Genomic DNA, 12,391 nt, shown 5'->3' on the forward strand with positions numbered 1-12,391 from the left:
CCAATCATTTTCAACCTAATATGAAACGAATTATCTTTCTGGCATCGCTTTTTCTGTTTGCGCATACGTTTGCGCTCGCACAAACGCGGAAAGACGGCGACAAGCCCGACCTCAACCGGGGGCGCACGCTCTACACTGTGGGTTACGTGCATCTGGACACGCAGTGGAACTGGGACTATACCAAGACGATCGACGTCTTCCTCAAACGCACGCTCGAACGCAACTTCGACCTGTTCGAAAAGTACCCCGACTACATCTTCACCTTCACGGGGGCACGCCGCTACCGCATGATGAAGGAGTACTACCCCGACCTCTACGCCAAGATGCTCGGCTACGTGCGCCAGGGGCGGTGGATCGCCGGAGGCTCCTGCGTCGAGGAGAGCGAGGTGAACGTCTCCTCGTCCGAGTCGATGATCCGCGAAGTCCTCTACGGCAACGCCTACTACGAGCGGGAATTCGGCTATCGCAGCATCGACTACATGCTGCCCGACTGCTTCGGCTTCGTCGCCTCGATGCCGAGCGTACTGGCCCATGCGGGCATCGAAGGATTCTCCACGCAGAAACTCACGTGGCGCTCGGCCGCCGGCATCCCGTTCAACGTAGGCTTCTGGCAGGGCCCCGACGGCAAAGGCGTCGTGGCGGCGCTCAACGCGACGAAATACGCCGGACGCATCCCCGAGCGGCTCGACCGCGACTCGGCGTGGATCGCGCGCATCGACGCCAACATCGCCCGACACGGCCTCCACTTCGACTACCGCTACTACGGCGTCGGCGACCGGGGCGGCTCGCCGCGTCCCGACGACGTGAAAAACGCGGTCGGATCGATCGGCAACCCCGACAGTGAGATCGACGTCCGCCTCACCTCGTCGCAGCAGATGTTCGAAGACCTCACGCCGGCCCTGAAACGAAAACTTCCGGTCTACGCGGGCGACCTGCTGCTCATCGAGCACAGCGCCGGAAGCACGACCTCGCAGGTCTTCATGAAGCGGATGAACCGCAAGAACGAACTGCTGGCCAAAGCCGCCGAACAGGTCGCGGCCGGTGCCGACGCCGCGGGAATCGCCCGCTACCCGTTCGAGAAGATCAATCCGGCGTGGGAACTCATCCTCGGCAGCCAGATGCACGACATCCTGCCCGGCACGGCGATCCCGCAAGCCTACGAATATTCGTGGAACGACGAGTTCGTGGCGGCCAACCTGCTGGCCTCCACGCTCGAAAACGCGGTGAGCCGGATGGCCGCACGCATGGATACGCGCACGGCAGGACACCCCCTCGTGGTCTACAACCCCGTGGCGGCCGAGCGGGACGACATCGCCGAGGCGACGCTGGCGCTGCCGGCCGATACGCGGTCGGTGATCGTCCGCGACGCCGACGGCAACATCCTGCCGTCGCAGATCGTATCGCGCGAGGGCAATCGGATCGGGTTCGTCTTCGGCTGCCGCATGAAGCCGATGAGCATGGAGGTATTCGATGTGGAGCCTTCTGCCGAACCCGAACAGGCTCCGGCGGAGTTGAAGGTCGACGGACGCACGCTCGAAAACGCCTGTTACCGCGTGGTGATCGCCCGTAACGGCGACATCGAATCGATCTTCGACAAGCGGCTCGGCCGCCAATTGCTGACGGCGCCCGCACGCCTCGAATTCCTGCACGAAAGCCCTCGCCAGTGGCCGGCCTGGAACATGGACTGGAAAGACCGCCGCCAGGCGCCCGTGGCGTTCATGGACGAGAACGCCGCCGTGCGCATCGTCGAGCGGGGACCCGTGCGCGCGACGCTGGAAGTGAGCCGTCAGGGCCGGGATTCGCGCATCGTGCAACGCATATCGCTCGCAGCGGGCGAAGCCGGCCGACGCATCGAGGTCGACAACCGCATCGACTGGCAGTCGACGGGCGTAAGCCTGAAAGCCGCCTTCCCGCTGGCGGCGGCGAACCCCGAAGCCTCCTACTCGCTCAACACGGCCGTGGTCGAACGCGGCAACAACGACTCGCTGAAATTCGAGGTTCCCTCGCGCGAATGGTTCGACCTGACCGACCGCAGCGGCCGTTTCGGCGTCTCAGTGCTCGAAGACTGCCGCTACGGTTCGGACAAGCCCGACGACAATACGCTGCGTCTGACGCTCATGTATACGCCCGAAGCCAACGTTCCGCGCTTCACCTACCAGGCGACGCAGGACTTCGGCATCCACGACGTCAAATACGCGCTCTACGGCCACGAAGGCGGCTGGGACAACGGCACGCCGTGGCAGGCCAAGTTCCTCAACCAACCTCTGCTGACCTTCGCAACCGAACGGCACGACGGAGACCGAGGCCGCCGGATCGCGTTGGCCGTACCCTCCACCGGACAGATCGACATCATGGCCTTCAAGAAGATGGAGGAGGGCCCTTACTACGTCGTCCGCGTCAACGAACTCTTCGGCAAGGCGTGCGACGGTGCGACGATCGAATTCCCGTCGGCAGTCGCGGAGGCCTTCGAAGTCGACGGACAGGAACGGCGCATCGGCAAAGCGACCGTCCGGAACGGAAAACTGACCTTCGACATCGGCAAGTTCGGCATCCGGTCGTTCGCCGTGCGATTCGCCGACACGTCCGCCCCGGCGAAACCTGTGCAGGAACAACTTCTGCTCGCATACGACGCCGATATTCTGAGCGATGATGCGGTCCGCAGCGACGGACGCATGGGACGCTCGGAGCAGACTCTGCCGGCAGAGATGCTTCCCGATACGATCACGAGCGAAGGGATCGATTTCGCGATCCGAGGCCGTGAAAAGGGGGCCGACAACGCCGTCGAATGCCGGGGCCAGCAGATCACGCTGCCGGCAGGCGACTACGACCGAATCTACCTGCTGGCAGCAGCCGAAGAGGAGGCCGCGGGATGCTTCGAGGTGGACGGTGCGGAGCAATGGCTCAACATCGCGAAATGGAAAGGATTCGTCGGACAACACTATGCGCAAACGATCGTGCCGGACAGCACCGCCTATAAGACGCTGGCCGTCGACAACCCCTACCTGCGCAAAGATCCGATCGCATGGTTCGCGTCGCACTGCCACGCACCGAAACGCAACATCGCCTACCAGTACTGTTACCTCTACAAATACGGCCTGGACATCGTCCCCGGAGCCAAAACGCTGACGCTGCCCGACAATCCCGGCATCAAGATCATGGCAGTGACGGTCACCAAAGAGGGGGTTCGCACCCTACCGCTGACCCCGCTCTACGACGATTTCGACGACTATCCGGTCTTCCGCTGGCGCAACCGGCCGAAATTCGACCTGAGCCACCGGTAGCGGCGCCCTCCCCTTCCGGCGGCATGCCGGCCGAAATCCACCCGCAAAGGCGTCATGCCGCGGATGCTCCGGCGGATTTACGGGATACACGTATACAAAAAGGTCTTACCGCCGGCGGTAAGACCTTTTTTGCCGCGGCCGTTGAAACGGGCGGACACACCAGTACAGCGATCGTGCACGCACGCGGACCGTCCGTGCGGGGTGCAATGAACGCCTGCGATCCGGCACGTATAACGCCGAATGGCGATCGTCCGGCGGAACGATTCCGTCCCGCATCGTCGAAGTCCCTGCCGCGAGGGCAGCGACCAAAACGAAAAAAGACCTGCAAGAAATGCAGGCCTTCGACTACTCGTGGACCCAGAGGGGCATGATCCCACGACCTTCGGATTATGAGTCCGCTGCTCTGACCGACTGAGCTATGGGTCCGTCCGATCGGGAAAACCCGACGATACGGTTGCAAAGATAAAAAAACAATTCCGAATTCACAATTCGCCGACCCGCATTTTGCACTTCGCGAATTCCGCATGCCCGACACCGAACCGCATCGTCGGGAAACCTCCGACAACCAGCGGCCCGACGGCAGAGGAAGAGTGCCCCGAAATTTCGATTCAGCTTTTCCTGCAAGAAACTATTTATCCCCACTGTTGCCGCCAGGCGGCGCCGAAGGCATCCGCCTGGCGGAAAGCTCGGTGAATCCCGCTGGCTTGCGCCTAAAACGCCACATGGACAAGCTCGCGCCGCGTTTTCGACGGCGCAGCCCCGCCCGTTCTTCTTTCCGATTTTCCGCAAGGCGGAGCGACTGTACGCTTTGGCTGTGTCGCCGACTCTGCGGGGTAGAACTCTGCGGAGCACGTCAAGATAGCGGGCCTCCGCGGGCGGAGGCAGTGGCCCGCGCGGCGCTAAGACGCTGCAATGTTGCCACAGAATGTGCGGGGTTCAGCAAGGCATAAACTTCGGCCCGCGCAGTGCCATGGCGCCGCAGAGTCCCGACAGGATGTGAGACGTGTACAGACCGCAAGTCCGAACAGTACAAGACAAGATATGCCCGAATGCAGCCGTCGGTGCAGGACGGAGGGGCGTCGCACAGCGACGCAGAAATTAAAGACACGAAACACGGCGGGTTATTTTTGCGGCCGGACATGAAATAAATCGCCGGCAGGGAACGAATTTGAAAATAATTTATTACCTTTGCCCCACGATTCAATTTTTCAACAAAAACAAAACGAAAATGAAAAAAGGTATTCACCCTGAGAATTATCGTTTGGTGGCATTCAAGGACATGTCGAATGACCACGTGTTTTTGTGTCGGTCCGCCGTTTCGACAAAAGAGACCATCGAAGTGAACGGCGAAACCTATCCCGTGTATAAGATGGAAATTTCCAACACCTCTCACCCGTTCTACACCGGTAAGATGAAGTTGGTAGACACCGCCGGTCGCGTCGATAAGTTTATGAGCCGCTACGCAAAACGCTACGATAAGAAGAACGCTGCGAAATAAGCATTCCGCACGTTACGACAAACGTCCTGCATCCTTACGGATCGCAGGACGTTCTCTTTTGTACCGTCGCCACCGGTCGAAACGGACGGCGAACGCCCCGCGGACGATTCGACCGCACCGAAAACAGAAGAGGAGCCGAAAGTCGGAAGGCAGGCAGAGCGAAAGCGAAAAGGCGGGAAGGGACGGCCCGACATGGCGGCGGACACAAAAACGAGAATGCGAACGTCCCGCGCTTCGACCGGCTGCATCCGACGACGACCGCACCGCTCTGAATGCCCGCCGCTCGAACGGCAATATTCCGATTCCGATAGCGGCAAAAACGGGTTCCGACCGGCCGGTCGGAACCCGTTCAAACGGTCGGGCCGTCGCTCAGAACGGCAGGTCGTCCACCTCGGCGGCGGCACCTCCTCCGAACGAACCGCCTTCGGCGGGAATGTCCGACGGCAGCGGCGCATCGGTCATCGGAACCGGCGGTTGCTGCTGCTTGGGCTGCACGCGCCAGGCGCGGATGTCGGTGTACCAGCGGCCGTTGTATTCGCGCGACTCGATGTTGACCGACACGAGGAAGGTCTCTCCTTCGCGCAGTTTGGCCACGTCGCTCTCCTTGTTGAAAAACGTCACGCAGATTTTGCGGGAGAACTGCCCGCCGTCGTTGTAGTCGAAGACAACGTCCTGACGCTGCCATTCGCCCCGAGCGGAAGTACCCCGCGTCACGGGCATGATCTTATATACGACTCCTTCGAATTCCATAATATCATCAATAAATCGGTTGAAAACAATGATCGAAAAAAGTGTCTCCCGAAGAGACACTTTTTCCGTATGACACGCCGACGGCGATTACTTCTTCGCCGGCTCGGCCACCTTCGTGCTGTCGGCCGGAGCGGGTTCCACGTAAGGTTTCACGTCGACCACCTCCACGCTGAATTCGAGCGCTTCGTTGGCCCCGATGTCGCGGCCCGCGCCGCGCTCGCCGTAGGCCAGCTCCGCCGGAATCCACAACGTGATCTTACCGCCCTTGCCGACGAGCTTCATGCCTTCGGTCCAACCCTTGATGACGCGGTTGAGCGGGAACTCGGCCGGTTCGTTGCGCTCGTACGACGAGTCGAAGACCTTGCCCTTGCGGTTCTTGCCCTCGTAATTCACCACGACCACGTCGCGGTCGTCGACGGCGATCGTGTCGGCGTCGCCCGGACGCTCGATCTTGTAGAGCAGGCCCGATTCGGTCTTCTCGACACCCGACTTCTTGGCGATACCTTCCAGCCACTTCGCCGACGCCTCGGCGTTCTCGCGCGGACGGACGACCATGAAGTAGTTTTGCAAATAGCCCTGCACGATCATCTCGTCCATCTTGGCGACGCTGTCGCGCACGTTGGCCATCGCCTCGGTGATCCATACGATCTGTACGGGGATGTCGCTCGACTTGATATTGTTACCGATGTCGTTACCGAAAGCGTACGACACCGAGTCGCACTCGCCCGGCGTGAGGAACATCGGCTCCGCAGCGGGAAGCGTGTCTTTCAGCATACCCGTCGAATCGGCGGCGACAGCAGCCTGCATCGCCTTCTTCTGCTGGATGGCGAAGGCGCGTGCGCCGCGCTTGTTCATGAAGTAATCGCGCAGGATGTCGATGGCATCCTCGTGCTTCTGCTTCGACTTGTCGAGCGCGCCCTCCTTGATGCCCTTGTTCACCTCCTCGAAATTGAAGGGGATGTCGCTCATCTCGTACTGCATTCCGTAGCCGATATTGGCTCCCAATGCATACGACAGCGAGTCGAATTTCGACAGACTGCCCATTTTCAACGTCTTGTTGCCGCCGCAGGAGCAGAGCAACACGGCACCCGCGAGCGCCGCAACCGATAACAGTTTTTTCATTTGCGTATCAAAGTTTTTATAAAGTTTCATAGTGCACAAGCATACAAAGATATACAAATTAATCGATATTCGTGCGTCCGTCGGCGGCAAATCGCAGTTTTTCCCGCAAAATCCGCCTAACGGCCGCCGGACTTTCCTCCGGCGGGCGCATCGGCCTGCACGTCGAGCAGTTCGGCTTCGTAATAGAGCGTCTCGTTGGCCCCCACTCCCAACGTCCGGTCGCCCTCGGCACCGTAGGCCAGCGCGGCAGGAACCCACAATTTCACGGCACCGCCGCTGCCCAGCAGCTTCAACCCCTCGCGCAACCCCGCGGGAAGCGAATCAAGGCGCGTGCGCAACGTATCGCCACGCTCGTAGGAGGAGTAAATCTCCCCGCCGTCGCGCCGCAACGCCTTGATGCGAACGGCGATGCGGGCCGTGTCGGAGGCGATCGTCCGTTTGAGGTCGCCGTCGCGCGTAACGTCGTACCGCAAGCCCGATTCGCTGCTCTTGAACCCCTGACCCGAAGTCACGTCGTCCAGAAACCGCCGCTCCTGCTCGCGGATCTTCTCGGGCACGGCATAGTTCACATAACGCAGGTAGAAGGTCTGCGCCTCCTCCATGGTCATCGACTGCCGGCCGGCAAAATAATCCGCGATTCCCTTGCAGACGGCCGCGGCATTCAGCGTCGAATCCATTTTCAGCAGGTTGGCACCCACGTTGAGACCGATGACATAAGCCACCGAATCGGTATCGGTGTGTAATTTCACCCCGCCGCCGCTTTTGGAACAACCGCTCCACAACGTCAGCATCAGGATCGGAAGGATCGTAAATCGTTTCATATCGTTGGTCGTTTTAATTCTTTACCGCAGGCATCGTGGCACGGATCAGCAGCGCCCCGAGCAGGGCCGAGGCGAGCGATCCCAACAGGATGGCGATCTTGCCCTGATTGACGAAGAACTCCTCGTCGAAAGCCAGCGCGTCGACGAAGATCGACATCGTGAAACCGATACCGCCCAGGCAGGCCACGGCCAGCAGCATCCGCCACGAAACGCCGCCCGGCATCTCGGCAAGCCCCGACTTGACGGCCGCCCAGCTCGTGAGGAGGATTCCAAGCGGCTTGCCCACGAGCAGTCCCAAGAAAATGCCCATGCCGACGGCTCCGCCCTCAGAAGAATAGCGGAAAATATCGAGGTATTCCAGATCGATGCGCACCCCCGCGTTGGCCAACGCGAAGATCGGCATGATGATGAACGTGACGTACGGCGCGAGCAGATCTTCCAGACGGTAACTCATGCCGATCGAGTTGTAGGAGAGGTCCTTCATGCGTTGCAGGTAATAACGCTGCTCGGCGTCGGGAAAACGTTCGTCCTCCTCGCGCACCCGTTCCAGCGACCGGGTGAAGTTGCGCAGCTGGCGAAAGAAATAGGGCTTGCTGTAACGCGGGCGCATGGGAATGATCATCGCCATCGCCACGCCCGACAGCGTAGCGTGGATGCCCGAATAATAGAAAAGTCCCCACACCACGAAGGCCGGGATCAGGAAATAAGAGATCCGCGTCTCGCCCAGACGGTTGAGTCCGTAAAGCCCTGCCATGATGGCCAGTGCGAGGAACAGAAAGCCCCATTTCACCGCACCGCCGTAGAAGACGGCGATTACTAGGATCGCACCCAGGTCGTCGACGACGGCCAGCGCCGTGAGGAAAATTTTGAGCGAGACGGGCACACGATCGCCCATGAGCGACAGGATGCCGATGGCGAAGGCGATGTCGGTGGCCGTGGGTATTCCCCAGCCGTGCGCCGCCGGCGTACCGTGGTTGAAGGCCAGATAGATCAGCGCCGGCGCGAGCATACCGCCCGCCGCGGCCATGACCGGCAGGATCGCCTTGCGCGCCGTCGAAAGTTCACCGCAGACGATCTCACGTTTGATTTCGAGCCCCACGACGAAGAAGAAAATCACCATCAATCCGTCGTTGATGAGCTTTTCGACGTTCATGTCGCGCGGGAAGACCAGATCGACCACATGGTCGGGGCTCTCGATCAGCAGCGACAGGTCGGTGCTCAGCACATGTTCGTAGTACATCGCCGTCGAGGGCAGATTGGCCAGCAGCATCGCCGCCGCCACGCAGAGCATCAGCACCGCGCCGCCCGCCCACGGCACGCGCATGAAACGCCGGCGCCGTTCGTCGAGCCGGTGCCGCTTGCGCACCCAGCTGTACCGCGAGAAGAGTTCGGCATGATCCTGAGGTGTACGTTGATCGCTCATAATTCGGATTTAAGGGTCAGTCCGCAAAGTTTGTAGAGGATGCGCGCACCCGTCGAGGCGTCGATCGAACTCCCGGGACGGGGAACGACCTCCACTACGTCGAAACCGATGATCCGGCGCCCCGAACGCACCGTCTCGTGCAGCAGGTAGACGGCCTGATTGAAGGTCAGCCCGCCTGCGACGGGCGTACCGGTATGGGGGCAGTATTCGACCGACAGGCCGTCGATGTCGAAGCTGACATAGACCCGTTCGGGCAGTTCGGCCACGATGCGGCGGCAGGTCGCACCCCATGTTTCGCCTTCGAAGGCTGCCGCGGAGAGCTGCGTGTCGTCGAACATGCGGATGCGTTCCGAAGAGCGTGCCAGTTCCGCCTCGGCGTCGCAATAATCGCGCACGCCGACCTCGACGATCCGCTCCGCCTGCGGCACGTCGCGCAGCACGTTGTACATGATCGACGCATGGGAGTATTCGAACCCTTCGTAGGCCCTGCGCAGGTCGCAGTGGGCGTCGATATGCAGAATCCCGAACCCTTCGCCCCGCTCGCCGAGCGCCTGCACCAGTCCGTAGGGAGTCGAGTGGTCGCCGCCGACCAGGCCGACGAGCTTGCCTTGCGCCAGCCACGCACGGGCCTGCGCACGGATATTTTCGTTCATCTGCACGCAGCCTTCGTTCACGCGGCGGATTTTGCGGCAGACCGCATCGTCGGCGACCGCCCCACCCTCTTCGAGGTGGCGGATCACCCGCTCGGCGTCCGAGCGCAGCCGTTGCGAAGTCTCCAACAGCGAGTAGTCGATGTCGGCCGTGGCGATGCCGCGCCGCCACGCGCCGGGCGACAGAGCGTCGTAGAGGTCGAGCTGCATCGAGGCTTCGATAATGGCGTCGGGCGCCTCCGACGTCCCCGTACCGTAGGAAACCGTAACGTCCCACGGCGCCGAAATCAGCACCAGCCTCGCCTCGTCGGGCGTGAAAGGCAGGCCGAAATAGGCCCCGTTGTCGAGCCCTACCCCATTGGGGTCGAATGTATCGAGTGTATTCATATCAAATCGTCATATCGCATCCGGAGGTACCAGCGCACCGCAGCGGGACATCCGCAGGCTCCGCGAACCGGCAGGGTGTTTGCGACGTATCTCCGCAAAGATACGAAAAGTCGAGCGCAGAAGCAAGCGCCAGCTTGATTATGCCGAGACGAAGTATCCAAGACGGAGTCAAAGATACGAAACCTTTCAAATTTTCCTACCTTTGTCCCGATTATACATGGTGAAAAGTGAAAATCGTCATCGATAACGCCATCCCGTTTCTCGAAGGGGTCCTCGAACCCTACGCCGAGATACGTTATCTTCCGGGCAGGGAGATAGCGGCGCGCGACGTGCGCGACGCCGACGCGCTGATCGTCCGCACCCGCACGCGCTGCGACGCGGCGCTGCTCGACGGTTCGCGGGTGCGGTTCATCGCCACGGCGACCATCGGATTCGACCATATCGACCTCGACTACTGCCGGCGCCGGCAGATCGGCGTAGCAACGGCCGCAGGCTGCAACGCCCGCGGCGTATTGCAATGGATCGCAGCCGTACTGCATCACCTCTCGCAGCGCGACGGGTGGCATCCGGCCGAAAAGACGCTGGGAGTGGTCGGCGCGGGACACGTCGGGGAGCTGGTACGCCGGTACGCCGCATCGTGGGGATTCCGCGTGCTGACCTGCGATCCGCCGCGTGCCGCACGCGAAGGCGGCGGCGACTTCGTCCCGTTGGAGGAGGTGGCGCGGCACTGCGACCTCGTCACGTTCCACACGCCGCTCGATGCCACGACGCGCCGCATGGCCGACGAAGCCCTCCTCCGCCGGTTGAAACCGAAGGCCGTGGTCATCAACTCGTCGCGCGGCGAGGTGGTCGACGGCGACGCGCTGCTCCGCAGCGGCCGTCCCTATATCCTCGACGTCTGGGAACACGAACCCGACATCGACCGCCGGCTGCTGGCGGGGGCGATCCTCGCCACACCCCACATCGCAGGTTATTCGGCGCAGGGCAAGGCCAACGCCACGGCCATGGCCGTCGGGGCCGTCGCCCGCCGTTTCGCGCTGCCGCTCGAAGGGTGGTACCCCGCCGTCGCGCCGTCGCATCCCCGCCCGATCGGCTGGAACGAGTTGGCCGCGACCATCGGCGCACGCTACGACATCGCCGCCGAGAGCGACACGCTCAAACGCCACCCCGAACGATTCGAGGCGTTGCGCAACGGCTACTCCTACCGAGAGGAGTATTTCTGAGCCGGTGATCGGAAACCGCCGCCTTCGCCGCGAACGCCCTCGTCCCGCCGGAAGGAGACGGCGATGCGGACACCCCGCGCGGAACGAGGACGAAGGTCCCGCCCGCGCGGCGGCCGCCGGCAAATTGTCGATCGTCCGTTGTCGATTGTGAAAATATACCTATATTTGCACCGTTAATTCATCGGTACATGCTGTACGGCAAACTCATCAAACCCCTGCTCTTCTCCCTGCCTCCCGAACAGGCCCATCACATCGTGACGGCAACCCTTTCGCTGCTCGGCAAGGTACCCGGCGGACGGTGGTTGCTGCACAAACTCTATGCGACGGAAGACCCGTCGCTCGAACGCGAAGTCTTCGGCATCCGTTTCAAGAATCCCGTAGGAATGGCCGCCGGATTCGACCGTTACGGCCACATCTACCGCGAACTGTCGGCCATGGGTTTCGGATTCGTCGAGGTGGGAAGCATCACCCCCAAGCGTCAGCCGGGCAATCCCAAGCCGCGCATCTTCCGGCTCGACGCGGCCCGCGCGCTGCTCAACCGCGTAGGCATTTGCAGCCACGGTCTCGACCGCGCCGTGGCGCACCTGCGACAGCCGCGCGGAGAGGCGATCGTCGGCTGCAATATCGGCAAGAACACGGCCACGCCCTGCGACCAGGCGCCGGCCGACTACCTCAAATGCTTCCGCAACCTCTACCAGTACGCCGACTATTTCACGATCAACGTCGCCTGCGATCCGGGGCAGAAGGCAGCATCGTACCAGACGCGCGAAAACATCACGAAGATTCTGGAACCGCTCTTCGAATTCCGCCGCGGGCAGAACCAGTACCGCCCCATCCTGCTGAAAGTCTCGCCCGACCTCTCGGACGAGACGATCGACCTGATGACCGACATCATGCTCGACACGCCGCTCGACGGCATGGTAGCCGTCAACGCCACCGTCTCGCGCGAAGGAGTCGACCGGCTCGAAGCGACGCGCATCGGCGCCGGCGTCGTGAGCGGACAGCCGCTCACGCAGCGGGCACTGGAAGTCGTGCGCCGCATCCACACCCGTTCGCAGGGAACCTACCCGATTATCGGCGTCGGCGGTCTGATGACACCCGACGACGTGCGGGCCATGCTCGACGCAGGGGCTGCGCTGGTACAGATCTACACCGGCTACATCTACAACGGCCCGGGCTACGTGCGCGAAATCTGCCGCGCACTGCTCGAAAAGAAGGCCGCAGAAAACTGATACG

The 12,391-nt window shown here is 61.7% G+C and carries 9 protein-coding genes and 1 tRNA gene; 4 read left to right on the forward strand and 6 right to left on the reverse strand.

Features of this window, described 5'->3' with window-relative positions; all coding sequences use genetic code 11:
* The first annotated feature begins 20 nt into the window (after window positions 1-20).
* On the forward strand, window positions 21-3,281 hold the full coding sequence (locus tag FMF02_RS03830; RefSeq protein ID WP_141412266.1) for a beta-sandwich domain-containing protein: 3,261 nt from the start codon (window positions 21-23) through the stop codon (window positions 3,279-3,281).
* A 352-nt stretch (window positions 3,282-3,633) separates the two neighbouring features.
* Here the strand turns inward: FMF02_RS03830 and FMF02_RS03835 are convergent.
* Window positions 3,634-3,707: transfer RNA gene (locus FMF02_RS03835), tRNA-Ile, on the reverse strand.
* An 802-nt stretch (window positions 3,708-4,509) separates the two neighbouring features.
* Here FMF02_RS03835 and FMF02_RS03840 point away from each other — a divergent pair.
* Window positions 4,510-4,779, forward strand: a complete 270-nt coding sequence (locus FMF02_RS03840) for a type B 50S ribosomal protein L31 (RefSeq protein ID WP_022307565.1) — start codon at window positions 4,510-4,512, stop codon at window positions 4,777-4,779.
* 369 nt (window positions 4,780-5,148) lie between these two features.
* Here the strand turns inward: FMF02_RS03840 and FMF02_RS03845 are convergent, their stop codons facing one another.
* The 5 genes from FMF02_RS03845 to FMF02_RS03865 all read right to left on the reverse strand — a co-directional run bounded on the left by FMF02_RS03845 (window position 5,149) and on the right by FMF02_RS03865 (window position 9,932).
* A complete protein-coding gene (locus tag FMF02_RS03845; RefSeq protein WP_019131546.1) occupies window positions 5,149-5,529 on the reverse strand; it encodes a DUF3127 domain-containing protein in 381 nt (126 codons plus the stop codon).
* Window positions 5,530-5,616: 87 nt separating this feature from the next.
* Window positions 5,617-6,651: an FKBP-type peptidyl-prolyl cis-trans isomerase gene (locus FMF02_RS03850; RefSeq protein ID WP_019131547.1), complete on the reverse strand. Its 1,035-nt coding sequence runs from the start codon at window positions 6,649-6,651 to the stop codon at window positions 5,617-5,619.
* A gap of 116 nt (window positions 6,652-6,767) precedes the next feature.
* Window positions 6,768-7,472, reverse strand: a complete 705-nt coding sequence (locus FMF02_RS03855; protein ID WP_019131548.1) for an FKBP-type peptidyl-prolyl cis-trans isomerase N-terminal domain-containing protein — start codon at window positions 7,470-7,472, stop codon at window positions 6,768-6,770.
* Between the two features lie 13 nt (window positions 7,473-7,485).
* The gene (nhaA, locus tag FMF02_RS03860; RefSeq protein ID WP_019131549.1) at window positions 7,486-8,895 is read right to left on the reverse strand and encodes a Na+/H+ antiporter NhaA; all 1,410 of its coding nucleotides are present in this window, start codon (window positions 8,893-8,895) and stop codon (window positions 7,486-7,488) included.
* The gene (locus FMF02_RS03865) at window positions 8,892-9,932 is read right to left on the reverse strand and encodes an agmatinase family protein (protein ID WP_019131550.1); all 1,041 of its coding nucleotides are present in this window, start codon (window positions 9,930-9,932) and stop codon (window positions 8,892-8,894) included. The genes nhaA and FMF02_RS03865 overlap by 4 nt, the downstream gene beginning before the upstream one ends.
* A 227-nt stretch (window positions 9,933-10,159) precedes the next feature.
* Between FMF02_RS03865 and FMF02_RS03870 the strand changes: the two genes are divergently transcribed.
* Both FMF02_RS03870 and FMF02_RS03875 read left to right on the forward strand, forming a co-directional pair.
* A complete protein-coding gene (locus FMF02_RS03870) occupies window positions 10,160-11,155 on the forward strand; it encodes a 4-phosphoerythronate dehydrogenase (RefSeq protein WP_141412267.1) in 996 nt (331 codons plus the stop codon).
* Between the two features lie 188 nt (window positions 11,156-11,343).
* On the forward strand, window positions 11,344-12,387 hold the full coding sequence (locus tag FMF02_RS03875; RefSeq protein ID WP_019131552.1) for a quinone-dependent dihydroorotate dehydrogenase: 1,044 nt from the start codon (window positions 11,344-11,346) through the stop codon (window positions 12,385-12,387).
* Window positions 12,388-12,391: the final 4 nt, after the last annotated feature.

Origin of the sequence: Alistipes communis (genome assembly GCF_006542665.1) — a bacterium.
GTDB classification, from domain to species: Bacteria; Bacteroidota; Bacteroidia; order Bacteroidales; family Rikenellaceae; genus Alistipes; species Alistipes communis.

Coding starts and splice junctions, on each gene's coding strand:
- FMF02_RS03850 (WP_019131547.1), bottom strand. CDS start 6,651: ATGAAAAAACTGTTATCGGTTGCGGCGCTCGCGGGTGCCGTGTTGCTC.
- FMF02_RS03845 (WP_019131546.1), bottom strand. CDS start 5,529: ATGGAATTCGAAGGAGTCGTATATAAGATCATGCCCGTGACGCGGGGT.
- FMF02_RS03875 (WP_019131552.1), top strand. CDS start 11,344: ATGCTGTACGGCAAACTCATCAAACCCCTGCTCTTCTCCCTGCCTCCC.
- FMF02_RS03865 (WP_019131550.1), bottom strand. CDS start 9,932: ATGAATACACTCGATACATTCGACCCCAATGGGGTAGGGCTCGACAAC.
- nhaA (WP_019131549.1), bottom strand. CDS start 8,895: ATGAGCGATCAACGTACACCTCAGGATCATGCCGAACTCTTCTCGCGG.
- FMF02_RS03840 (WP_022307565.1), top strand. CDS start 4,510: ATGAAAAAAGGTATTCACCCTGAGAATTATCGTTTGGTGGCATTCAAG.
- FMF02_RS03830 (WP_141412266.1), top strand. CDS start 21: ATGAAACGAATTATCTTTCTGGCATCGCTTTTTCTGTTTGCGCATACG.
- FMF02_RS03855 (WP_019131548.1), bottom strand. CDS start 7,472: ATGAAACGATTTACGATCCTTCCGATCCTGATGCTGACGTTGTGGAGC.